Here is a 22025-nt window from a genome sequence, read left to right on the forward strand (position 1 = left end):
CAGGCATGCCGACGGACGAACAGGCCCCGAGCCGGATGGATTGGGTCCCCGACATCGAGGACCGGGCCAAGCCGGTCTATCTCGCCATCGCCGACGCGATCGGCGATGACATCCGCGCCGGCCGGCTGGTGCCGGGCCAGCGGCTTCCGCCGCAGCGGACCCTGGCCGAACGGATCGGCATCGACTTCACCACCGTCAGCCGCGCCTATGGCGAGGCCCGCGACCGCGGGCTGGTCGACGCGCGCGTGGGCCAGGGCACCTTCGTTCGCGCCAATGTCCGGCCCGGCGCCCGCCCCGGCCCGGCCGGGACCATGACTTCCCCCACCCTTTCCCCGGCCACCACCGGCCCATCGGCGGCACACCCCGGAACAGCGGCCGGGTCGCTGGTGGACATGACCATGAACCAGCCGCCGCTGCCGGAGTCGCAGGATCTGCTCCAGCGGATGCACCAGGGCATGGCGGGAGTCGCCTCCGGCCTCGCCCTGCCCGACCTGCTGCACTACCCGGAGGCCGGCGGTCCGCGGGAGGAGCGCGCGGCGGGCGCGCGGTGGCTGCGCGACCGGCTGCCCAACCTGCCCGTCGAACGGGTTCTGGTGACGCCGGGAACCCAGGGCGCGCTGCTGGCCCTGCTGACCACGCTGGCCCGCCCCGGCGACACCGTCTGCGCGGAGGCGCTGACCTACCCCGGCTTCCGCGCCGTGGCGGCGCAGCTGGGCCTGCGGGTGGTGGGCGTGCCGATGGACGCGGACGGCATCGACCCGGACGCCCTGCGCGCGGTTCTGGCGCAGCACCGGCCGAAGGCGCTCTACTGCATCCCGACCTTCCACAACCCGACGACCGCGACCATGCCGGTGGAGCGGCGCGCGGCGGTCGTCGCGGCCGCGCGCGACCACGGCGTGCCGATCATCGAGGACGACATCTACGGCACCCTGCCGGAAGACTCGCCCCCGCCGCTGGCCGCCTTTGCGCCCGAGATCACCTTCCACATCGCCGGCCTGGCGAAGTGCGTGTCGCCGATGCTGCGCGTCGCCTATGTGGCCGTGCCCGACGCGCGGCAGGCGCTGCGGGTGTCGGCCGCCCAGCGCGGCACGACGCTGATGGCCTCGCCCCTCGCCGCGGCGATCGCGCGACGCTGGATCGAGGACGGCACCGCCGCCGCCATCCGCGACGGAATCCGCGCCGAGGCGATGGAGCGCCGGGCGCTGGCCGAATCCCTCCTGCCGCCGGGCAGCGCCGTCACCAAGCGGGAGGCGTTCCACCTCTGGCTCGGCCTGCCGGAGAGCTGGACGCGGGGCGAGTTCGCGGCCCATCTGCGCGCCCGCGGCATCGCCGCGGTGACCGCCGACGCCTTCGCGACCACCTCCGACGTGCCGCAGGCCCTGCGCGTCTGCCTGGGCGCCCCGGCCAGCCGCGAGGACACCCGCCGCGTGCTGCACGTCCTGGCGGAGGCGCTTGATCTCATCCCCGCCGCGGCGGGCGTCGTCATCTGACGGAGGGGCCCTCCATACAGAGTGCTACAAAGTGACGCATTGATGGGATTTCCCCGGATTCCGGCATTTCGCACGCCTGACAATACATTCAATCTGCCTTGCTGACCCTACAGTGCGCGCATACAATGCCCGCATTGCCGCAAGGCCGTCGCTTCGGCGGGTCTTCGGCCACGATTGTTCGTGCAGAGGCTCGCCATGCAGAAACTCGCCCGCTCTCCCGTCGCCGGCTCCGGGACCAGCGCCCCGCCACCCTCCCCGCCACCCCCGCCGCCGCTCTACGCATCCCACAAGAAGATCCATCCGAAGGCCGTCCGCGGACGGTTCCGGCGGATCAAGTGGGCGCTGACGACGGCCCTGCTCGCCCTGTTCCTCGTCCTGCCCTGGCTGCGCTGGGACCGCGGCGCCGGCGTGCCGGACCAGGCGGTGCTGCTCGACCTCGACGCCCAGCGCTTCTACCTGTTCGCCGTCGAGCTGTGGCCCCAGCACATCTATTACTTCACCGGGGCGATGATCCTGGCGGCCTTCGGCCTGTTCCTGGCGACCGCCCTGGCCGGGCGCGTCTGGTGCGGCTACAGCTGCCCGCAGACGGTGTGGACCGACCTCTACGTGCGGGTCGAGGAATGGATCGAGGGCGACCGGGGCGCCCGCATCCGGCTCGACAACGGCCCGCGCGACGCCCGCTGGTTCGCCAAGAAGGCGGCCAAGCACGCGGTTTGGCTGCTGATCGCGCTGGCGACCGGCGCCACGGCGATCTTCTACTTCGTGGACGCGCCGGGCTATGTGGGCGACTTGGCACGGCTTCAGCCGTCGATGCTCGCGTCGGGCTGGATCCTGTTCATGGCCGCCTGCACCTACGCCATGGCCGGCTTCATGCGGGAGCAGATGTGCGTCTATGTCTGCCCCTGGCCGCGCATCCAGGCCGCCCTGCTGGACGAGGAGAGCCTGGTCGTCACCTACCAGGACTGGCGCGGCGAGGGCCGGGCGCCCCTGCGCAAGGACCAGGAGTGGGAGGCGCGCAAGAGCACGGGCCTTGGTGACTGCATTGACTGCAACGCCTGCGTCCATGTCTGCCCGACGGGAATCGACATCCGCGACGGCATCCAGATGGATTGCATCAGCTGCGGCCTGTGCATCGACGCCTGCAACGACGTCATGGCCCGCATCGGCCGGCCGGGCGACCTGATCCGCTACGACACCCAATCGGCCCAGGCCGCCAAGGCCGCGGCCCGCAAGCCGGATCCCTACCGGCTCGTCCGCCCGCGCACGGTGGTCTACACGCTGCTGATGGTGGTGGTGGGCGGCGTCATGGCCTGGAGCCTCGCCCTGAAGCCGGCGGCCGGCCTGTCCGTCCTGCGCGACCGCGCGCCGTTATATGTGGCGCTGTCCGGCGGCGAATTGCAGAACAGCTACACGGTGAAGATCGCCAACATGACCCGCCAGCCGCAGGCCTACCGCCTGACCCTGTCGGGAATCGCGGGGGCGGTGCTGACTGGGGCCGGCGTCGATGGTCCAGAGGGTGCGGAACTGGACCTGACAGCCGCGCCGGACACGGTGCAGACCTACCGCGTCCATGTCCGGGTCCCGCGGAGCGCGGTCGCCGCGGTTTCGACTCCCGTTGTGTTCACGCTGACCGACACGGCCGAGGGCGCCGCGCAGAAGGCCGCGACGGTGTTCCTGGGGCCGTAGAGAAAATTTGAACCACGGAGACACAGAGGCACAGAGGGCTTCCAGCCGGCCAATAATCTCTGTGTCTCCGTGCCTCTGTGGTTAACGTCCCAACAACGACCTCACCAAGCCGGCAGGATCGCGCCCTTGAAGCGGGTTTGCAGGAAGTCCTTCACCTCCTGCGACTGGTAGGCCGACACCAGCGTCTTCAGCGCCGGGCGGTCCTTGTCCTTCGCGCGCGCGGCGACGAAGTTGCCGTAGGGGTTGCCGTCGCGCGGCTCCTGGATCAGCGCGTCCTTGGCCGGGGTCAGGCCCTTGCCGTCCTTCAGGGTCAGCAGGCCGTTCGCCGCCAGCAGGTTCAGCGCGCGGCCGCCCTTGCTGGGGTCGTTCGGGATACCGATCTTGGCGCCCGGCTTCAACTCGCCGATCGCCTTCACCTTGCGGGAATAGAGGCGTTGGCGTCGAGTTCGCCGGCGTCCAGCGCCGCGTTGGGAATGGCGTAGTCGGAAAAGGTGATCAGTTCCGCAGTGCCATGGGCATACTGACCCGTACGGATGGTCCGTCACCGCCCGTGCCGCGTTCCTGTTTGCGTTGAAGGCCCGTTCGTTGGAGGGAGGACACCCATGACCACCCGCCGCGCACCCGACCAGAGGTCCGGCGTGCTGTCCCTGGTTGGAAACACGCCCATCGTCGAAATCTCGCGGCTGGACACCGGCCCCTGCCGCCTGTTCGTGAAGCTGGAAAGCCAGAATCCCGGCGGCTCCATCAAGGACCGCATCGCCCTGTCGATGGTCGAGGCGGCGGAGCGCGACGGCCGCCTGTCGCCCGGCGCCACCATCATCGAGGCGACCGCCGGCAACACCGGCCTGGGCCTCGCTCTGGTCGCAGCACAAAAGGGCTACCGGCTGGTCCTGATCGTGCCGGACAAGATGGCGCGGGAGAAGGTGCTGCACCTGAAGGCGCTGGGGGCGGAGGTGCGCATCACCCGCTCCGACGTGCCGAAGGGGCACCCGGAATACTACCAGGACCTGGCGGAGCGGCTGGCGGCGGAGATCCCCGGCTCCTTCTACGTCAACCAGTTCGGCAACCCCGCCAACCCCCACGCCCACGAGACGACCACCGGCCCGGAGATCTGGGAGCAGATGGGCCACGACCTGGACGCGGTGGTGGCCGGCGTGGGCTCCGGCGGCACCATCACCGGCGTCGGCCGCTTCCTGAAGTCGGTCAATCCGAAAACGGAGATGGTGCTGGCCGACCCGGAGGGTTCGGTGTTGGCCCACTACATCGCCACCGGCGAGTTGGTCGAGGCCGGATCCTGGAAGGTGGAGGGCGTTGGGGAGGACTTCGTGCCGCCCATTGCCGACCTGGACCTCGTCTCCAAGGCCTACACCGTGTCCGACGCGGAGAGCTTCGAGACGGCGCGCGACCTGCTGGTGAAGGAGGGCATTTTGGCCGGCTCCTCCTCCGGCACGCTGGTCGCTGCGGCGCTGCGCTATTGCCGGGAGCAGAAGGAACCCAAGCGCGTCGTCACCTTCATCTGCGACAGCGGCAACAAGTACCTGTCGAAGATGTTCAACGACTTCTGGCTGCTGGACGAGGGCTTCACGCCGCGCGCCCACACCGGCACGGTGCGCGACCTCGTCACCCGGCGCTTCGATTCCGGCGGCACCATCACGGTCAGCCCCGCGGACACGCTGCGCACCGCCTTCAGCCGCATGCGCGCGGCCGACGTCTCGCAGCTGCCGGTGACCGACGGCGGCAAGCTGGTCGGCCTGCTGGACGAGAGCGACATCCTGCACGCGGTGGTGGCCGGCTCTTTCGACAAGCCGGTGCGGGAGGCCATGGTGCGCGACCTCGTCACCACCCCGGCGGACGCGCCCATCGCGGCGCTGAACCCGCTGTTCGCCCAGGACCGCGTGGCGATCGTGGTGGAAGGCGACCGCTTCCTCGGCCTCGTCACACGGGTCGACCTGATCAACCACCTGCGGCTTGAGAGCGCGTGAGGATCATGACGGACAGCACGGACAGCAGCAAGGGCAAGAACCGCCTGGCCTTCGCCACGCGGACCATCCACGGCGGGCAATCCCCGGATCCGTCCACCGGCGCCGTCATGGTGCCGATCTACGCCACCTCCACCTTCGTGCAGGAGAGCCCCGGCGTCCACAAGGGCTACGAGTACGCGCGCAGCCAGAACCCGACGCGCATGGCCTTCGAGCGCTGCATCGCCGACCTGGAGAGCGGCACCCGCGGCTTCGCCTTCGCCTCCGGCCTCGCCGCCATCTCCACCCTGCTGGAGACGCTGGACGCCGGGTCCCACATCGTCGCGTCGGACGACCTCTACGGCGGCAGCTTCCGCCTGTTCGAGCGGGTGCGCAAACGCTCCATGGGCCTGCGCGCCAGCTACGTGGACATGAGCGACCTCGACGTCCTGGCCGCCGCCGTGCAGCCGGACACGCGGCTGATCTGGATCGAGACGCCGACCAACCCGATGCTGAAGCTGGTGGACATCGAGGCGGTGGTCCGCTTTGCCAAGAGCCGCGGCATCTGGACCGTGGTGGACAACACCTTTGCCAGCCCCTGGATCCAGCGCCCGCTGGAGCTTGGCGCCGACGCCGTGGTGCATTCGGCGACCAAGTACCTGAACGGCCATTCCGACATGGTCGGCGGCGTCGCGGTGGTCGGCGACAACGCGGAGCTGGCGGAGAAGCTGGCCTTCCTCCAGAACGCCGTCGGCGCCATCTCCGGCCCGTTCGACAGCTTCCTGGCGCTGCGCGGGCTGAAGACACTGGCGCTGCGCATGGAGCGGCACTGCGCCAGCGCCTTGGAGATCGCCCGCTGGCTGGAGCGGCACCCGCGCGTGCGCCGCGTCGTCTATCCGGGGCTGGAGAGCCACCCGCAGCACGAGCTCGCCAAGCGCCAGATGCGGGGCTTCGGCGGCATCGTGACGGTCGATCTCGACGCCAGCCTGGAGGACACCAAGCGCGTGCTGGAGCGCTGCCATCTCTTCGCGCTGGCCGAAAGCCTGGGCGGCGTGGAAAGCCTGATCGAGCATCCCGCGATCATGACCCACGCCTCCATCCCCGCGGAGCAGCGCCGTGCGCTGGGAATCGGCGACGGCCTGATCCGCCTGTCGGTGGGGATCGAGGACGCGGCCGATTTGCGGGAGGATCTGGAGCGGGCGTTGGGTTAGCCCTTCTCCCCTCTGGGGAGAAGGGTTGGGATGAGGGGGCGGCCGAAGGCCGGAAAAGCGCTGCAATGAGGCTGCGTTTCCGCCCTTCGGGCGCCCCCTCACCCTAACCCTCTCCCCAGAGGGGCGAGGGAACTTATGCTCACGCCTGGTCCAGCGTGATCCCTTCGATCAGGTCACCCACGTCGTCGCAGCGGTCGGTGACCGCTTCCAGAAGCTCGTACACCTCGCGGCGGCCGAGGAAGGCGATCATTTCCGGCTTTTCGGCGATCAGCGCCTTCAGGGCGTCGCGCAGGATCTCGTCGGCCTCGTCCTCCAGGTCGGAGATCTGGCTGCAGACGTTCAGGATGCGCTCGGCGTTGCCGGTGATGGTGGACAGCAGCGGCATCACGTCCACCAGCAGCGCCGCCTGCCGGCGGATGATCGAGGCCATGCGCCGCATCGGCGTGTCGAAGGCGTCGATGCCGTAGAGGGCGGCGTGGCGCGGCACCTCGTCCATCAGGTCGATGCAGTCGTCCAGCGCGTTGATCAGCGCCTGGATCTCCGACCGGTCGAAGGGCGTGATGAAGGTGCGGTGCAAGCCGCGCCCGGCTTCCTTGGCGATTCGGTCGGCGTCCTTCTCGATGCGCTTCAGGGCCGCCGTCCGCTCGCTCCGCTCTTCCGGCTCGGCGGCCATGACGGCCTCCAGGGCGTCGGCCGCCGTGACGATGTGGCGGGCCTGCTCGACGAATTGCTCAATGACCCGTTCTTCCTTCGGCATCATGGAACGGATGGCGCGCAGCAGCAGCATGGGAGCTGGTCTCTCGGTCGGTTCGGACGCTCCCTAATACCCCCATGCGCGGTGGCTTTGCAGCAAAATCGTCATATGAACGTCATCATCGGAGGCCGGGCGCGCTGTCCCGGCCTCCGATGATGCTTGCCGTCGCCGGTCAGACCATGCCGGACTTGGTGAAGGGCAGCTGGTGCAGCCGCTTGCCGGTGGCGGCGAACACCGCGTTGGCCACCGCCGGGGCGGCGGTCGGCACGCCGGGCTCGCCGACGCCGGTCGGACGCACCGTGGACGGCAGGATGTGCACCTCCACCGGCGGCATCTCCGAGTTGCGCAGCGGCTGGTAGGTGTCGAAGTTCGCCTGGTCCACGACGCCGCCGGTCATGGTGATCTCGTCACGCAGCGCGTGGCCGATGCCCCATCCGGTGCCGCCGGAGATCTGCGCCTCGATGATGTTCGGGTTGACCGCCTGGCCGCAATCGACCGCGCAGACCACCCGTTCCACCTTCACCTGGCCCTTGTCGTTGACCGAGACCTCCGCCACGTGCGCCACGAAGGTGTCGAAGCTTTCGTGCACGGCCACGCCGCGCGCCCGGCCCTTGGGCAGCGGCTTGCTCCAGTCGGCCTTCTCGGCCGCCAGCTTCAGCACGCCCAGCAAGCGCGGGCTGTCCTTCAGCAGCTCCGTGCGGAAGGCCACCGGGTCCTTGCCGGCCGCGGCGGCCAGTTCGTCGATCATGACCTCCTTGGCGTAGGCGGTGTGGGTGTGCCCGACCGACCGCCACCACAGCGTCGTCACCGGCGACACCGGGGTGTGCAGGTCCACCGCCAGGTTCGGCACCGCGTAGGCCATGTCCGACGCGCCCTCGACCGAGGTCTCGTCCACACCGTTCTTGATCATCACGGGCTCGAACGGGGTGCCGGCCATGAAGCTCTGGCCGACGATGCGCTGCTGCCACGCGACCAGCTTGCCCTGCGCGTCCACGCCGGCCTTGATCTTGTGCAGGAACAGCGGGCGGTAGCGGCCGCCCTGGATGTCGTCCTCGCGCGTCCAGACCAGATGGACCGGCGCCTTGCCGTAGGCCTTGGCGATCATCACCGCCTCGGCGATGTAGTCGGCGTTCGGCGTGGCGCGCCGGCCGAAGCTGCCGCCGGCCCACACCGTGTCGATCGCCACCTGCTCCGGCTTGCAGCCGAGGATCGCGGCGGCGACCTTCTGCTCCACGCCCTGGAACTGCGAGCCGGCGTAGATGGTGCAGCCACCCTCCGGCTTCAGCTCCACCGTGGCGTTCAGCGGCTCCATCGGCGCGTGGGCGAGGTAGGGGAAGACGAACTCCGCCTCCACCACCTTGGCCGCCCCGGCCAGCGCCTTGGCGGCGTCGCCCTTGTTGGCGGCGACGTTGCCCTGCTTCTCGGCCAGTTTGCGGTAGTCGGCGAGGATCTCCTCGGTGCCGCGGGTCTCCGCCTTGGCGTCGTCCCACTCCACCTTCAGCGCCTCGCGGCCCTTGATGGCGGCCCAGGTGTTCTTGGCGACGACCGCCACGCCGACCGGCAGGGTCAGCACGTCGATCACGCCCGGCACCTGCTTGGCCGCAGCCGAGTCGACCGACTTCACCGTGCCGCCGAAGCGGGGGGAGCGCGCCAGCACCGCGGTCACCTGGCCGGGACGGCGGATGTCCATGGCGAAGATCGCCGTGCCGTTGGTCTTGGACACGTAGTCCAGCCGGTGCAGCGACGGGTCGCCGATCAGCTTGTAGTCCTTCGGGTCCTTCAGCGCGACCTTCTGCGGGACGGGCAGCTTGGCCGCGTCCTCCGCCAGCGCGCCGAAGTTGGCCGTGCGGTTGGACTTGGCGTGGCGGACCACGCCCTTCTCCACCGTGATCTCCGACACCGGGACGTTCCAGCGCGCGGACGCCGTGGCGACCAGCATGGCGCGGGCGGCGGCACCGGCCATGCGCAGCTCGTCCCAGCTGTTGGCCACGGCGGTGGAGCCGCCGGTGCCCTGGATGCCGAAGAAGTGGTTGGCGTAGAGCGTGCTGTCGGCCGGGGCGAAGGCGCCGCGCATCTGCTGCCAGTCGGCGTCAAGCTCCTCCGCCACGATGGTGGTCAGGCCGGTCATGATGCCCTGGCCCTTGTCCAGGTGCTTGACCAGCACGGTCACCGTGTTGTCCGGCGCGATGCGCAGGAAGGCCTGCGGGCGCGGGTCGGCCGGGCCGATGATGGTCGGGCCCTTGGTCTCCGCGGCGAATGCAGCCTTCGGCAGCATGGCGCCGATCACGAGGCCGCCGCCGACGGCGCCGGCGCCCTTCAGGAAGGACCGGCGGGACGCGGTAACCGGTTCGGCGGGAACGGCGACGTCACCGGCCGCCTGCTTGATGAGATGATGCAGCATGGATCAGGCCCCCATCGCCTTGGCGGCGTCCTTGATCGCCGCGCGGATGCGCGGGTAGGTGGCGCAGCGGCAGACGTTGCCGTCCATGGCCGCGTCGATGTCGCTGTCCGACGGGTTGTGGTTGTCGGTCAGCAGCGCCACCGCGCTCATGATTTGGCCGGACTGGCAATAGCCGCACTGCACCACGTCCAGCTTCTGCCAGGCGGCCTGGATCGCCTCCGCGGCCTTGCCGGAGATGCCTTCGATGGTGGTGATCTTGGTGCCCACGGCGGATTCCGCGGGCGTCTGGCAGGCACGGGTCGCGACACCGTCGACGTGGACGGTGCAGGCGCCGCACTGGGCGATGCCGCAGCCGAACTTCGTGCCGGTCATGTTCAGTTCGTCGCGCAGAACCCAAAGGAGGGGCATATCGGGCGGCACGTCGACGTCGCGGTCCTGCCCGTTGATGTTCAAACGAATCATGGGATGATTCCTGTCTCTGTCTTCCCGTCGGATCTTTTTGTGTCGGAATGGTCCGCGCGGCGACGGCCGCGCCTCGACCAAGCAACCAGGGCCGGGTGACCGGGCGCCCCCACCCGGTCACGGGGCCGCTCCTTGGCGGAGCGTGCGTAGATGTTCGTACCGGTCGTCCACAAGTCAAGGGACCTACATCGGAAGTCAGCCCCCCGACGCCGGCCTGCGAAACCAGGCTTCGGCGCCGGCCGATCTCCGCTGTGCGCCTTGCCTCATCGCCGCCAGTATCGCGCGGCGGAGCCATCCTTTGTTGCCCGATGCTCGCCGTTCTTTGCCTATTCCTCCAAGATGTCGCGCGAAGCAGGGCGGTTGGGGTAGTCTTGCCCCATGACCACCCTGCTCGATGCCGTCCGCCGCTACGCGGAAATCCACGCCGACGCGTCCGGCCTGGCGCAGACGCCGATCCCGGGCCTCACCGCCGTTCGCGCGACCGCGCCCAGCGGCATGGTCCACTCCATCTACCGCCCCGTCGTGTGCCTCGTCCTCCAGGGAAGCAAGCAGGTGACGATGGGGGCGCAGACCTTCGCCTTCACCGCGGGCGACTCCCTGCTGGTCACGGCGGACCTGCCGATCGTCAGCGAGGTCACGCGCGCCAGCGTCGCCGCCCCTTACCTATGCCTCGCGCTGGAACTCGACCCGGCGGTCATCGCCGATCTGGCGGCGCAGATGGGGGCGGCGCTGGTGGCGGATCCCGCGCCCGTGCGGGTCGAGCCGACCGACGCGGAGGCCGCCGACGCAGCGCTGCGGCTGATGCGGCTGCTCGACCGCCCGGAATCGGTGCCGGTTCTCCAGACCCAGCTGGTGCGCGAGCTGCACTACTGGCTGCTGGCCGGCCGGCACGGGCCGGCGATCCGGCGGCTCGGCTGGCTGGACGGCCATGCGCAGCGCGTGGCGCGCGCGGTCGCGGTGCTTCGGGCGGAGTTCACGCGGCCCATGCCGGTCAAGCGGCTGGCGGCGGTGGCGGGGATGAGCGTGTCGTCCTTCCACCAGCATTTCCGCGCCGTGACCTCCCTGTCGCCGCTGCAATTCCAGAAGCGGCTGCGGCTGATCGAGGCGCGCCGGCTGATGCTGTCGGAGGGGATGACCGCGAGCAGCGCGGCCTTCGCCGTGGGCTATGAAAGCGTGCCCCAGTTCACGCGGGAATACGGCCGCATGTTCGGCCTGCCGCCCGTCCGCGACCGGGAGGCGGCAAAGGGCAAGGTGCCGCGGCCGGAACAGCGGTCCGAAATCGGTTCCAGATTGGCCGGGTGACCGTGCGCCCGGCGGATCCGGTCAGCGGATCTCGATCAGGTCGGTCAGCTCGCGCACCACCAGCTCCAGGCTGTCGGCCACCGCCTCGCAGGAGATGCGGTCGTCGGCGGATTCGAAGGTGCCGGAGCGCAGCATGGCGATGCGTTCCTTCACGCGGTCGATGTAGGCGATCAACTTGTCTTCCATGGTTTCAACCCTTGGCGCTGACCCGGTGGCGCAGGGATAACACCCCGGCCTTCCCTTTGTGGCGCTTCCACCGCCGGATGCCTCGACAGCCGCCGGATTGTGGAGCAGGCTGTTGCGCAGCCGGCGGAGGACGCCCGCCTGAGACTCCCACAGCGAAAGCCCCTGAGCCGTGACAAAACGCGAGGAAACGGAAGCCCTTCTGGCCGAGTTGCGCCAGGGGTTCGGCGCCAAGTCGAACAACGAACTGCTGCACCTGCTCGCCACGCTCGGCCGGATCGTCCTGACCGAATCCTCCAAGGACGAGCGCGGCCGCCGCGTGCTGAAGATCGTCGGAAAGGGCGGCAAGGAACGGCAGATCGTCATTTCGGATTGAGGCTGCACGTCACGCCACGGCGCCCATGCAGCGTTGCAGCGCCTCTTGCAGCTGGCGCGGCGTCACCGGCTTGAAGGCGACGCCGAAGCCCAGGTCGGCCGCCTCCTTCTGCCATTCCGGGCTGGTCTCCCCGGTCAGGATGATCGCGGGAACGGCGGAGCCGAGAAAGGCGGTGATCCGCCGGACGGTGTCCGTTCCCCGCTCGCCGCCGCGCAGCCGGTAATCCGCGACGATCACGTCCGGCTCCCGCCCGTCGGCGCGCAGCTTTTCGATCGCTTCCTCGGCGGATGCCGCGATCAGCGTTTCGTACCTCCAGCTCCGGAACATGGTCTGGAGCGCCAGCAGGACGATGGAGTCGTCGTCGACCAGCAGCGCAAGGCGGCCGGCGCCATCCTCCAGGACCGGCTGCGCCGCCGGTTGGGTCCCGGGCTCGCCGGCGTTTCCGAGCGGCACGGCGATGGAGAAGACGGATCCCCGCCCCGGTTCCGACCGCACCAACACCGGATGGTCGAGGAGAGTCGACAGCCGCTGCACGATGGACAGCCCGAGCCCCAGGCCCTGGCCGCGGTCCCGTTCCGGGTTGGCGAGCTGGTGGAATTCCTCGAAGATCCGGTCGAGCTGCCCGGCGGGAATGCCGATCCCGGTGTCCAGCACGTCGATGTGGACGCGGCCGTCGGCCTCGCGGCAGTCCAGCTCGACGATGCCAGCCTCGGTGTAGCGGATGGCGTTCTCGACCAGGTTGCGGATCATCCGGCCCAGCAGGTTGCGGTCGCTGCGGACGACCATGTCCCGGCCCTCGCGCACGCGAAGCTGCAGCCCTTTCGCGGCCGCCACCGGCAGGTAGGAGGCGGCGATGTGGTCGAGCACCGGCCGAAGCGGGACATCCTCGATGGCCGGGCGGATGCCCCCGGCGTCGAACCGCGACACGTCCAGCAGGCTTTCCAGCAGCCCCTTCATGGTGTCCAGCCCGCGTTCCAGCATGGTCAGGGCGTTGCGCCCGCGCTCGCTGGTCACATGCGGGTGCAGGGCGGACGCGAACAGGAACATGGACTGCATGGGCTGGCGCAGGTCGTGGCTGGCCGCCGCCAGGAACTTGCTCTTCGACAGGTTGGCCCGCTCCGCCTCCTCCTTGGCGGCGCGCAGGGCCCCCTCCGTCTCCTTGCGGTGCGTGATGTCGATGTGCAGCCCCGACAGCCGCAGCGGCGTGCCGTCTCCGGCGTAGGTGGCGTTGGCCACCGTCTCCACCCAGCCGACGGTGCCGTCCCGCCGCAGGATCCGGTATTCCTGGCTGATCGTCGGCGTCCGATCGGCCAACGCCGCTTCGCGCTCCCGCAGCACCCGGTCGCGGTCCGCCGGGTGCAGGCTGGCCGCCCAGGTCTGGAAGCCCGGCGCGTCGCGCTGCGGATCCAGGCCGAAAATCCGGAAGGTCTCCTCCGACCATTCGGCCCGGCGGGAGCGGAGCCTGATGCCGAAGGTTCCGGCTTTGGCGGCCTTCAGCGCCAGGACCAACTGCTCCTGAACGCGGACGAGGCGGCTCGCCCCCCAGGCGACCCCGGCGTAGCACAGGGCCAGCACGCCGACGAACATCGCCATCGTGCGCCACAGGCTGCGGTCGATGGACCCCATGGCCGCGGCCTTGTCGATGCCCGCCATGACCAGGATGCCTTCGGCACCGACCTCCGTGCTCGAATAGGCCATGATCCGCTTGACGCCGTCGAGGCCTGTCGCCTCCACCGTCGCGCGCCGGCTGCCCGTGAGCATGTAGCGCAGGCGTTCCGGCAGATATTGCCCGACCACGTCGGGCAGCGCCGGCGTCCGGGCGAACACGCGGCCGGAACGGTCGGCAATCAGGATGGTCGCGTCCGGCGGCAACGGCTTGCGGGCCAGGAACTCGTGCAGCCACCCGATGTCCAGCAGGGCGGTGACGACGCCCGCGGTCGATCCGTCCGGCCCCTCGAAGGGTTGCCCGAAGGTCAGGACGGCGTAGCCGAGCCGCCGGGCGGTGGCGTAGTTGCCGAGAACGAAGTCCCCGGTCGCGAGCGCCCGCTGGACGTTCTCCCGCTTCCCGATGTAGGCGCCGATGGCGCGCCGGTCGGTCGCGCAGCGGACATGCCCGTCCATCCCCATCACCTCGACGACCAGATAGGGGGGCAGCAGCGCCTGCATCCGGTCCAGGGTCGCCTGGCACCCGGGCCCGGCCAGCTGGGGGGCCGCGGCGGTGGCCAGCGTTCCGAGGATGTGGTGGACGTCGTCGATGAGGTGTTGCTGCTCGGTCTCCACGCCGTCGAGCAGCCGCATCGCCTGATCGTGCAGCTCGGCCATCCGTTCGCGGCGCAGGTTGAACTGCATCGCCAGCTCGACCCCCAGCAGGGGCAGCATGATCAGCGAGAGCAGGACCAGCGAGCGGCGGAGGGTGGCTTGCACGTCAACCCCACGGAAATGCGCGCGACCGAGCCGCCCGGACGTCCGAGTGCGGCACGCGAAAATGATGGTACCCACAACAATGCCTAACAAAAAGCCTGATTCCGTCGAGCCGCGGCTGAGACATTGGTCGTATTGCCCCCCGAATTCATGAAAATCAACTGTACGTCGATCAAGACCCCGCACAGGTCAATTGAGCATCTCTTGCCGACTGCGCCGCACCATCGGGAGGCGGCCATCGGGAGGAAGCGGCCACCAAACGCCTCCCGGACAGGACAGCGGTTCTATAAATCGGCTCTCCGGCGGTCTAAGTGACGTGCTCGAACACCGACCGGGCGGCCACCGCGCGCCGATGTCCGAAAAGGCCCGATGTCTGAAAAGGTTGGATAAGTGTCCTTTAGGCCTTCCGCAACATCGGCTACCACTGTGTCCGGAGACAAGTCCCAAGCCCCCGGGGACGGTCGCCCAACCCCTCAACGCCATAACAGGAACGTACGATGACATCCGTCGCCAAACCGACCGTTCTGATCACCGGAGCCTCCTCGGGCATCGGAGCGGTCTACGCCGACCGCTTCGCGCGGCGCGGCCATGATCTGGTGCTGGTGGCCCGCGACACCGCGCGCCTCGACGCCCTGGCGGAACGCCTCCGCCGGGAGGCCAAGGTGGGCGTCGACACCATCCGCGCGGACCTGACCGACCCGGCCGATCTCGCGTCCGTGGAGGCGCGGTTGCGCGACGACGAGCGCATCGGCGTGCTGGTCAACAACGCCGGGGCGGCGCTCAAGGGCAACTTCCTCGACCAGAGCCTTGAGGACATCTCCGCCCTGATCGCGCTGAACGTTACCGCGCTCACCCGCCTCGCCCGCGTGGCGGCGCCGCGCTTCGCCGCCACCGGCACGGGCGCGATCGTCAACGTGGCGTCGGTCGTGGGCTTCGCGCCGGAAATCGGGCTGACCGTCTACGGAGCGACCAAGGCCTTCGTGCTGTTCCTCAGCCAGGGCCTGCATCTGGAGCTTGGCCCCAGAGGGGTGTATGTGCAGGCGGTGCTGCCGTCGGCGACGCGCACCGAAATCTGGGAGCGGTCCGGACGCGATGTCGACGCCCTTCCGGCGGTGATGGACACCGGCGAGCTGGTCGACGCGGCGCTGGTTGGGTACGACCGGCGCGAAACGGTCACGATCCCGCCGCTTCACGACGCCGGACAGTGGGACGCCTATGACGCCGCCCGGCGCGCGATGGTCCCGAACGTCATGCAGGTCCACGCCGCGCCGCGCTACCGCAACGGCTGAGAATGGGCTGAACCGAATTCGCAGGAAAATGACTGTGGGAGGCCTGGGCCTCGCACCACTCTTCACTGAATCGTAGATTGGGAGGAAGAGTGGTGCCCAGGGGCGGAATCGAACCACCGACACGGGGATTTTCAGTCCCCTGCTCTACCAACTGAGCTACCTGGGCGCCGCAACGTGCGGGGGCTGCCTTATAGAAAGAACCGCGCCCCTTGTCCAGCGGAATATGCACACGGGCGTGCATTCCAGATGTCCGCGCCGCCCCGCCTGATCGGAAGGCCCCGCAGCGCTCCAAAAGGGTCGCGCCACCCCATATTACAGTGCGCTATCGTCATGTGCAGGAACGGCAGGTGTCGGTGATTGGGATGAGGATCGCGGCGACGGCGTTCGTCGGGATGTGGCTGGCAGGCCCGGTGTTTGGCGGCACCGTGCTCACCGGCTCTGGCGTGGCCTTGGCCCAGGCTCCCGCCGCCGGGGAGCGGCGTGCCTCCAACGGGGCGAACACGGTGCCCGGTCCTGCGGCCTCCGTCGTGGCGACCAACGGCGAGGCGACGCTGAAGCTGTGCCGGGACTGGCTGATCACCCACGATTGTCGGGAATACGGCCACATCGACATCCCACGGCGAATCGCCGTCGGCGATGTCTTCGACGTGACCTTCGGCAGCAACCCGAAGACCATGCGGTTCAAGGTGAAGAGCGTGATGGCGCGCGGCGCCGAAGGCTGCCTGCTCGTCCCCGCGCACGAGGACATGCCCAAGACACCCTCGACGGAAATTCCCGCCGACATGCTGATCGTGAAGGACTGCACCGTCGAGCGGTGAGCCCTTCACCCTGGCAACAGCCGGATCAGCGCAGAGGAATGTTCATCTGGACGCTCACCCCCGGGGCGGGGGCCGGAGCGTAGTAGGCTGGCGGCGCATAGACCACGCGCGGCGCCGGGGCGTAATAGACCGGCGGCGGACGGCGCATGACCACGACCGGGCGCGGCTCATCGACGACGACGACCCGCGGGCCACCGTGATAATAGCCGTGGTCGTGCTTGTGCTTGTGCTTGTGGTGCTTGTGGTGCCCATGCCCATGACCGTCGGCCGCGGCCGGGCCCGCCAGGACGAGTGCGAGGGCCATGCCTCCCACGGCAGCGCCGAACCCGCGCATGGCAACCTTGGCGAACATCCCCGTGATCCTTTCTTGCGAAGTGTTGGGGCAACCTTAGCACACAGATTGTGCGTCCAAGCTCACGCTCCAAGCCGCTCCGCTGGGACATTTTTCGGGCTCACCGTTTGCGGCACCACCCCTGCCACATGGCCCGGTAGGCCGCCTCCAGCCCGCGGGCGAAGCCCGGCCCGTCGCACAGAGGGGATTGCTCCAGCCGCCCGCGCAGCCCCGCGCGCAGGTCGGCCAGGGCGGCGGGGTCTCCGGCCAGGGCCGCCACCTTCGCCACGTAGTCGGCGGGGCTGTCGGCCACCAGTCGGTCGGCGAGGCCCAGCGTGTGCAGCAGGCTCTCCCCGATGCGCCCGGCCCAGCGGTCGCCGCGCAGGGTCACCAGCGGCACGCCCATCCACAGGCATTCCGCGGTGGTCGTTCCGCCGCCGAAGGGCGTGGTGTCCACGGCGATGTCGATCCGGCCATGGCCGGCCAGATAGTCGGCCCGTGGCGACTCGCCCTCCATCCGCACGCGGTTCGCGGCGATGCCATGGGCGGCGAACCGGTCCCTCAGGGCCTGCCGCACGCCGGCGTCGCCCATCTGCCGCGCCTTCACCAGCAGCCGCGCCTGCGGCATCGCGGCCAGCACCCCCGCCCACAGCGCCACCGTGGCCGAGGTGATCTTCGCCCGGTTCTGGAAGCAGCCGAGCGTGACCACGCCCGTCCCCAACATCGGCGGCGGCGTGACCGGCACGCGGTCGGACGGCGGCGTGAAGCACAGATAGCTGCCCGGCAGGCGCCAGACCGTCTCGGTGAAGAATCGTTCCTCCCCCGGCGACACCACATGCCGGTCGGCGATGATATGGTCCATGGCGGGGAGCCCGGTCGTGCCGAAGTACCCCAGCCAGGAGACCTGCACCGGCGCCGGCTTGCGTGCGAACAGCGGCAGGCGGTTCCCCGCCGTGTGGCCCGACAGGTCCACCAGCAGGTCGATCCCGTCGCCCCGCACCATGCCCTCGACCGTGTCGTCGTCCAGACCCGCGATGTCGCGCCAGACGTCGGCCCGCGCGCGCAGCCGGTCGGTCAGCGCGTCCCGGCGGACGTTGTTGGCGTAGCAATGGATCGTGACGGCCGCCCGGTCGTGCGCGGCCAGGACGCTTTCCAGGAAATAGCCGACGGGGTGACTGTTGAAGTCCCCGGACACGTAGCCGACCCGCAGCGGCCGGTCCGGGTCCTCCGCGTTGGGAAAAGCCCGCGGCGGCGCCGTCACACCCGTTGCCAAGCCCAACCGCGCGACGCTCTCCCGCGCCGTCGCCAGGAAATCGGCGTTGCCGCACTCCGACGCGTAGTGCTGCGTCATGGCCAGGTTGCCGGCGGCCTCCGGAAAGTGGGGGCGTTGCGCGAGGGCGGTGCGGTAGGCCGCGACGGCGCGGTCGAGCAGCCCCATCTCCTTGAAGGTGTTTCCCAGGTTCGACCAGGCTTCCGGAAACTCCGGCCGGAAGGCGAGCGCCACCGCGAAGGCCGCCGCCGACTCGCTGAGCCGTCCCAAGCCCTGCAAGGCGAAGCCGAGGTTGGAGTGCCCTTCGGCGTGGGACGGCTTGTGCAGGATCGCCGCGCTGAAGGCGGCGATGGCCTCCTCCCGCTGCCCGACCTCCTGCAGCACCATGCCGAGGCTCGAATGCGCCTCCGCGCTGTCGGGCCGGATGGCGATGGCCCGGCGATAGGCGGCGATGGCCTCGATCGGCTGGCGCCGAAGCTGGTGCAGCGCACCGACGGCCATGTGGGCGTCCGCCCGGTCGGGAGCCAGCCGGACGACCCGCTCATAGGCCGCCACCGCCTCGTCAAGTCGCCCGAGGTCGCGCAGCGCCGTTCCCAGGTTGTAGAGGTATTCCGGGGCTTCGCGGATCGCCAGGGCCGACCGGATGCAGCGCACGCACGCCCTCGCATCGCCCTGTTGCGCCCGCACGACGCCGAGCAGATTCCAGCCGTCGCTGTTTCCCGGATCCTGGTCCAGCAGTCGCCGATAGGCCGTTTCGGCCTCCGCGAGTCGCCCGGCCTCGTGGTGCGCCAATCCGTCCGCCAGCAGGGTAGCCGACGCGACGGCCGGGGTCTGCGCGCCCGGAGCGGCGGGGTCGGGGCGGTCGGGATCGGTCATGGCACGGCGGGTCGGGATCGGACGGCGGGTTGTCGCGTTCAGCGCGAGCATAGCGCCCCTGGCACCCGCGCGCCAATCCCTCAGCGTGGATCGAGCAACCGCGGGCCGGGCCCTTCCTCCGACAGCTCGTCCCAGGGATTGCGCAATGGGCACTCGCTGATCGACAGGCAGCCGCAGCCGATGCACTGGTCCAGCTCGTCGCGCAAACGCGTCATGGTGGCGATTCGCTCATCCAGCTCCCGCTTCCAGGACGCCGAAAGGGCCTTCCAGTCCTCCGTCGTCGGGGATCGTCCCTCCGGCAGGGCCTTCAGCGCCTCGGCGATGGAGGCCAGCGAAATCCCCAGCCTCTGCGCGACCTTGATAACCGCGACGCGGCGCAACACCTCACGTGGGAAGCGCCGCTGGTTGCCGTTACTGCGCCAGCTCCGGATCAGGCCCTTCGATTCGTAGAAATGGATGGTGGACACCGCCACGCCGGATCGTTCGGCCACCTCCCCGACGGAGAGATCCTTGCCAAGCTGGCCCGGTTCGAGAATCCCCATCGTCGGCCCTCCGGATGTGCGGAACCTCTTGACCTCAAGTTCAGTTGAGGTTGTACGCTGATCCTGATCATTGCGCAACGCCGAAAGGCGCGAAATGATGGGTTGGAAGCCACCCGTTTGTCGAGCAGGGGGAACCCCGCATGATGTCACCGACGTCCGTCGATTGGACCTCCATCAACACGCTCCGGGCCACGCCCGGTCCGGAAGTGACGGCCCTGCCCGCCTCGCTTCTGGCGATCACCCGCGCCGCAAAGCTGAAGCCGGCCGTCGTCCGGCCGGCCATGGAAATCCTGCTGCGCCAGGGCTACGTCCGCGAATACCAGACCCAGTACGGCAAGGCCTACGCCCGCACCCCGCAGGGCAACCAGCGGATCCTGGAAGTCCGGGAGTGGTTGCGGTAGCAGCGGATCACGAAAAAACGAAAAACGGCGCCCGAAACGAGCGCCGTTTTCCACCGACCAAGTGGCCGAACAGGATGCGATCAGGAAAACCCGATCACGCCGGGGGTGGGGATCAGACCACCTTGTTGGCGTGCATGTCCGCGATCTGCTCCTTCGTGTAGCCGAGGCTCGCGAGGATCTCGTCGCTGTGCTCGCCGAGCAGCGGGGAACCGGTGATCTCGACCGTCATGTCCGAGAACTTGACCGGGCTGCCGACGGTCAGGTACTTGCCGCGCTGCTTGTGCTCGACCTCGACGATGGTGCCGCTCTTGCGGAGCGACGGATCCTCGGCGATCTCCTTCATGGTCAGCACCGGCGCGCAGGGGATGTCGAACTTGCGCAGGATGTCGACCGCCTCGTACTTCGTCTTGTCGGCCAGCCAGCCCTCGATGAAGGCGAAGATGTCGAAGATCTTGTCCTGGCGCGCCTGGGCGGTGTTGTAGGCCGGGTCGTCGATCCACTCCGGCTTGCCCAGCGCCTTGCAGATCGGCGCCCAGGCGTGGCCCTGGATGGTGAAGTAGATGTAGGCGTTGGGATCGGTTTCCCAGCCCTTGCACTTCAGGACCCAGCCCGGCTGGCCGCCACCGCCGGCGTTGCCGCCGCGCGGAACCACGTCGGAGAACTCGCCGTGCGGGTACTGCGGGTATTCCTCCAGGTAGCCGACGCGGTCGAGGCGCTGCTGGTCGCGCAGCTTGACGCGGCAGAGGTTGATCACGGCGTCCTGCATCGACACGGCGACCTTCTGGCCCTTGCCGGTCTTGGCGCGGCCCATCAGGGCGGTCAGGATGCCGATGGCCAGATGCATGCCGGTGTTGCTGTCGCCGAGAGCGGCGGCGCTGACGGTCGGGGGGCCGTCCCAGAAGCCGGTGGTCGACGCCGCACCGCCGGCGCACTGGGCGACGTTCTCGTAGACCTTCAGGTCTTCATAGTGGTGGCCGTCGCTGAAGCCCTTCACCGAGGCGACGATCATGCCCGGGTTCAGCTCGTTGATGCGCGCCCAGGAGAAGCCCATGCGGTCAAGCGCGCCCGGCCCGAAGTTCTCGACCAGGACGTCGGACTCGCGGATCAGCTTCTCCAGGACTTCCTTGCCCGCCTGGGTCTTGGTGTCCAGCGTCAGCGAGCGCTTGTTGCTGTTCAGCATCGTGAAGTACAGGGCATCCGCGTCGGGGATGTCGCGCAGCTGGTTGCGCGTCACGTCGCCGGCACCGGGGCGCTCGACCTTGATCACGTCGGCGCCGTACCAGGCCAGAAGCTGCGTGCAGGCCGGGCCGGCCTGGACGTGCGTGAAGTCGATGATTTTGATCCCTTCGAGCGGCTTGCTCATGGCTCGTTCACTCCCGTTTGATTGTTGCAACGCACGTCCCCGTGCCGGTCGTGGAAATACCGGCGCAAAAGACCCGGATTGCGGACTGATGTGATTGCGGTGAAGGGTTAGTGAGCTGTTGCGGCTTCCAACTCCGCCAGACGGCGGCGCAATTTGCGTTCCTCCGTCCAACGGCTGGTTTCATCGCGGACAATGGCGACAATCCCGGTCACGCTGCCCCCGGTCATGTTGCCGTCCGCCGCGGTGAGCAGGGCCACCGTGAAGGCGATGGACAGCGCGCGGCCGTCCTTGTGCACCGCGGGAACGCGCAGCACGTCGGCGCCATACCGCGTGATCCCGGTCTGCATGGTCTTCTCGTACCCGTCCCAGTGCCGCTGGCGCTGACGCTCCGGGATGATCAGGTCGAGCGACTGGCCCAGCGCATCCTGTTCCGTGAAACCGAAGATGCGCTCAGCCGCCGCGTTCCAGAAGGTGATGGCGCCCTTCGCGTCGGAGATGATGACCGCGTCGCCGGCCACGCGGGCGAGCTGCTCGAAATCGATCGGGCTGCTCATCGGGTCACTCCGCCCCGCCGGTGATGGTTCGCTGCATGACGTTCCTGATCCAACGCTCTGTGGCAACGCTCATTGGCATGGATCATACGGTATACCAGATACGGCACCCCAATCAAGCGCTTTGTGAGGGGTCACGAACAGATTGTCTGGCTGACGATTCCACTCCCTCCCCCGCCCCGCGGGCAGGGCCGGGGTGGGGGCCCAACGCCCGGTGCTTTCCGGTCCAGCCAGAGCGAAAACAACGAAAAGCCGGCGCTCCTGTGGGGAGCGCCGGCTTTTCGTGTGTTCGCGAAGACGTGCGTAAGTGACGATGCTGTATGAAGCGCGTCCAATCGGA

20 protein-coding genes and 1 tRNA gene are annotated in these 22025 nt (G+C 69.1%); 9 read left to right on the forward strand and 12 right to left on the reverse strand.

The genetic code is table 11. The annotated features are described in order from the left end of the window. Positions 1 to 5: 5 nt before the first annotated feature. Entirely contained in the window at positions 6 to 1490 is a 1485-nt protein-coding gene (locus tag J2851_RS27905) for an aminotransferase-like domain-containing protein (protein ID WP_209770443.1), read from the forward strand. Positions 1491 to 1685: 195 nt separating this feature from the next. Further along, on the forward strand, positions 1686 to 3176 hold the full coding sequence (ccoG, locus tag J2851_RS27910; protein WP_209770444.1) for a cytochrome c oxidase accessory protein CcoG: 1491 nt from the start codon (positions 1686 to 1688) through the stop codon (positions 3174 to 3176). A 101-nt stretch (positions 3177 to 3277) separates the two neighbouring features. On the opposite strand, the gene J2851_RS27915 is transcribed toward ccoG, so the two are convergent. Further along, positions 3278 to 3592 carry a MetQ/NlpA family ABC transporter substrate-binding protein gene (locus J2851_RS27915; RefSeq protein WP_307420406.1) on the reverse strand — a complete coding sequence of 105 codons (315 nt, stop codon included), beginning with the start codon at positions 3590 to 3592 and terminating at the stop codon, positions 3278 to 3280. A gap of 186 nt (positions 3593 to 3778) precedes the next feature. Between J2851_RS27915 and J2851_RS27920 the strand changes: the two genes are divergently transcribed. Together J2851_RS27920 and J2851_RS27925 are read left to right on the forward strand one after the other, a co-directional pair. Then, positions 3779 to 5158, forward strand: a complete 1380-nt coding sequence (locus tag J2851_RS27920) for a pyridoxal-phosphate dependent enzyme (RefSeq protein ID WP_209770445.1) — start codon at positions 3779 to 3781, stop codon at positions 5156 to 5158. 5 nt (positions 5159 to 5163) lie between these two features. Beyond that, positions 5164 to 6345 (forward strand): cystathionine gamma-synthase, encoded by a 1182-nt coding sequence (locus J2851_RS27925; RefSeq protein WP_209770446.1) that lies wholly within the window; start codon positions 5164 to 5166, stop codon positions 6343 to 6345. Between the two features lie 139 nt (positions 6346 to 6484). Here the strand turns inward: J2851_RS27925 and J2851_RS27930 are convergent, their stop codons facing one another. The 3 genes from J2851_RS27930 to J2851_RS27940 form a co-directional block, all read right to left on the reverse strand. Next, on the reverse strand, positions 6485 to 7132 hold the full coding sequence (locus J2851_RS27930; RefSeq protein WP_209770447.1) for a DUF47 domain-containing protein: 648 nt from the start codon (positions 7130 to 7132) through the stop codon (positions 6485 to 6487). Positions 7133 to 7271: 139 nt separating this feature from the next. Then, the gene (locus J2851_RS27935; protein WP_209770448.1) at positions 7272 to 9500 is read right to left on the reverse strand and encodes a xanthine dehydrogenase family protein molybdopterin-binding subunit; all 2229 of its coding nucleotides are present in this window, start codon (positions 9498 to 9500) and stop codon (positions 7272 to 7274) included. A 3-nt stretch (positions 9501 to 9503) separates the two neighbouring features. Next, positions 9504 to 9962, reverse strand: coding sequence for a (2Fe-2S)-binding protein (locus J2851_RS27940; protein ID WP_209770449.1), 459 nt, complete (start codon positions 9960 to 9962; stop codon positions 9504 to 9506). Between the two features lie 378 nt (positions 9963 to 10340). Between J2851_RS27940 and J2851_RS27945 the strand changes: the two genes are divergently transcribed. After that, positions 10341 to 11264 carry an AraC family transcriptional regulator gene (locus J2851_RS27945; RefSeq protein WP_209770450.1) on the forward strand — a complete coding sequence of 308 codons (924 nt, stop codon included), beginning with the start codon at positions 10341 to 10343 and terminating at the stop codon, positions 11262 to 11264. A 21-nt stretch (positions 11265 to 11285) separates the two neighbouring features. Here the strand turns inward: J2851_RS27945 and J2851_RS27950 are convergent, their stop codons facing one another. Then, entirely contained in the window at positions 11286 to 11450 is a 165-nt protein-coding gene (locus J2851_RS27950) for a hypothetical protein (protein ID WP_209770451.1), read from the reverse strand. A 169-nt stretch (positions 11451 to 11619) separates the two neighbouring features. Between J2851_RS27950 and J2851_RS27955 the strand changes: the two genes are divergently transcribed. Then, positions 11620 to 11823, forward strand: coding sequence for a hypothetical protein (locus J2851_RS27955; protein WP_209770452.1), 204 nt, complete (start codon positions 11620 to 11622; stop codon positions 11821 to 11823). A gap of 9 nt (positions 11824 to 11832) precedes the next feature. Here J2851_RS27955 and J2851_RS27960 read toward each other — a convergent pair whose 3' ends face one another. Further along, complete coding sequence (locus J2851_RS27960; RefSeq protein ID WP_307420403.1) at positions 11833 to 14247, reverse strand: hybrid sensor histidine kinase/response regulator; 2415 nt, start codon at positions 14245 to 14247, stop codon at positions 11833 to 11835. A gap of 494 nt (positions 14248 to 14741) precedes the next feature. Between J2851_RS27960 and J2851_RS27965 the strand changes: the two genes are divergently transcribed. After that, on the forward strand, positions 14742 to 15533 hold the full coding sequence (locus J2851_RS27965; protein ID WP_209770453.1) for an SDR family NAD(P)-dependent oxidoreductase: 792 nt from the start codon (positions 14742 to 14744) through the stop codon (positions 15531 to 15533). Between the two features lie 90 nt (positions 15534 to 15623). Here J2851_RS27965 and J2851_RS27970 read toward each other — a convergent pair. After that, positions 15624 to 15699: transfer RNA gene (locus J2851_RS27970), tRNA-Phe, on the reverse strand. A gap of 196 nt (positions 15700 to 15895) precedes the next feature. On the opposite strand from J2851_RS27970, the gene J2851_RS27975 reads away from it, so the two are divergent. Beyond that, on the forward strand, positions 15896 to 16351 hold the full coding sequence (locus J2851_RS27975; protein WP_209770454.1) for a hypothetical protein: 456 nt from the start codon (positions 15896 to 15898) through the stop codon (positions 16349 to 16351). Between the two features lie 25 nt (positions 16352 to 16376). Here J2851_RS27975 and J2851_RS27980 read toward each other — a convergent pair whose 3' ends face one another. The 3 genes from J2851_RS27980 to soxR form a co-directional block, all read right to left on the reverse strand. After that, positions 16377 to 16703 (reverse strand): hypothetical protein, encoded by a 327-nt coding sequence (locus tag J2851_RS27980; RefSeq protein ID WP_209770455.1) that lies wholly within the window; start codon positions 16701 to 16703, stop codon positions 16377 to 16379. A gap of 100 nt (positions 16704 to 16803) precedes the next feature. Further along, positions 16804 to 18828: an O-linked N-acetylglucosamine transferase, SPINDLY family protein gene (locus tag J2851_RS27985; RefSeq protein ID WP_209770456.1), complete on the reverse strand. Its 2025-nt coding sequence runs from the start codon at positions 18826 to 18828 to the stop codon at positions 16804 to 16806. 80 nt (positions 18829 to 18908) lie between these two features. Continuing rightward, a complete protein-coding gene (soxR, locus tag J2851_RS27990; protein ID WP_209770457.1) occupies positions 18909 to 19370 on the reverse strand; it encodes a redox-sensitive transcriptional activator SoxR in 462 nt (153 codons plus the stop codon). 140 nt (positions 19371 to 19510) lie between these two features. Between soxR and J2851_RS27995 the strand changes: the two genes are divergently transcribed. Next, positions 19511 to 19771 carry a hypothetical protein gene (locus J2851_RS27995; RefSeq protein ID WP_209770458.1) on the forward strand — a complete coding sequence of 87 codons (261 nt, stop codon included), beginning with the start codon at positions 19511 to 19513 and terminating at the stop codon, positions 19769 to 19771. A 112-nt stretch (positions 19772 to 19883) separates the two neighbouring features. Here the strand turns inward: J2851_RS27995 and frc are convergent, their stop codons facing one another. Together frc and J2851_RS28005 are read right to left on the reverse strand one after the other, a co-directional pair. Beyond that, positions 19884 to 21134: a formyl-CoA transferase gene (gene frc, locus J2851_RS28000; RefSeq protein WP_209770459.1), complete on the reverse strand. Its 1251-nt coding sequence runs from the start codon at positions 21132 to 21134 to the stop codon at positions 19884 to 19886. Positions 21135 to 21241: 107 nt separating this feature from the next. Further along, complete coding sequence (locus tag J2851_RS28005) at positions 21242 to 21688, reverse strand: PAS domain S-box protein (protein WP_209770460.1); 447 nt, start codon at positions 21686 to 21688, stop codon at positions 21242 to 21244. Positions 21689 to 22025: the final 337 nt, after the last annotated feature.

Source organism: Azospirillum rugosum (genome assembly GCF_017876155.1).
Taxonomy (GTDB): domain Bacteria; phylum Pseudomonadota; class Alphaproteobacteria; order Azospirillales; family Azospirillaceae; genus Azospirillum; species Azospirillum rugosum.

Excerpts from the sequence above, each read along its gene's own strand:
- J2851_RS27905 (WP_209770443.1), top strand. The coding sequence starts at position 6 with ATGCCGACGGACGAACAGGCCCCGAGCCGGATGGATTGGGTCCCCGAC.
- ccoG (WP_209770444.1), top strand. The coding sequence starts at position 1,686 with ATGCAGAAACTCGCCCGCTCTCCCGTCGCCGGCTCCGGGACCAGCGCC.
- J2851_RS27920 (WP_209770445.1), top strand. The coding sequence starts at position 3,779 with ATGACCACCCGCCGCGCACCCGACCAGAGGTCCGGCGTGCTGTCCCTG.
- J2851_RS27925 (WP_209770446.1), top strand. The coding sequence starts at position 5,164 with ATGACGGACAGCACGGACAGCAGCAAGGGCAAGAACCGCCTGGCCTTC.
- J2851_RS27930 (WP_209770447.1), bottom strand. The coding sequence starts at position 7,132 with ATGCTGCTGCTGCGCGCCATCCGTTCCATGATGCCGAAGGAAGAACGG.
- J2851_RS27935 (WP_209770448.1), bottom strand. The coding sequence starts at position 9,500 with ATGCTGCATCATCTCATCAAGCAGGCGGCCGGTGACGTCGCCGTTCCC.
- J2851_RS27940 (WP_209770449.1), bottom strand. The coding sequence starts at position 9,962 with ATGATTCGTTTGAACATCAACGGGCAGGACCGCGACGTCGACGTGCCG.
- J2851_RS27945 (WP_209770450.1), top strand. The coding sequence starts at position 10,341 with ATGACCACCCTGCTCGATGCCGTCCGCCGCTACGCGGAAATCCACGCC.
- J2851_RS27950 (WP_209770451.1), bottom strand. The coding sequence starts at position 11,450 with ATGGAAGACAAGTTGATCGCCTACATCGACCGCGTGAAGGAACGCATC.
- J2851_RS27965 (WP_209770453.1), top strand. The coding sequence starts at position 14,742 with ATGACATCCGTCGCCAAACCGACCGTTCTGATCACCGGAGCCTCCTCG.
- J2851_RS27975 (WP_209770454.1), top strand. The coding sequence starts at position 15,896 with ATGAGGATCGCGGCGACGGCGTTCGTCGGGATGTGGCTGGCAGGCCCG.
- J2851_RS27980 (WP_209770455.1), bottom strand. The coding sequence starts at position 16,703 with ATGTTCGCCAAGGTTGCCATGCGCGGGTTCGGCGCTGCCGTGGGAGGC.
- J2851_RS27985 (WP_209770456.1), bottom strand. The coding sequence starts at position 18,828 with ATGACCGATCCCGACCGCCCCGACCCCGCCGCTCCGGGCGCGCAGACC.
- soxR (WP_209770457.1), bottom strand. The coding sequence starts at position 19,370 with ATGGGGATTCTCGAACCGGGCCAGCTTGGCAAGGATCTCTCCGTCGGG.
- J2851_RS27995 (WP_209770458.1), top strand. The coding sequence starts at position 19,511 with ATGATGTCACCGACGTCCGTCGATTGGACCTCCATCAACACGCTCCGG.
- frc (WP_209770459.1), bottom strand. The coding sequence starts at position 21,134 with ATGAGCAAGCCGCTCGAAGGGATCAAAATCATCGACTTCACGCACGTC.
- J2851_RS28005 (WP_209770460.1), bottom strand. The coding sequence starts at position 21,688 with ATGAGCAGCCCGATCGATTTCGAGCAGCTCGCCCGCGTGGCCGGCGAC.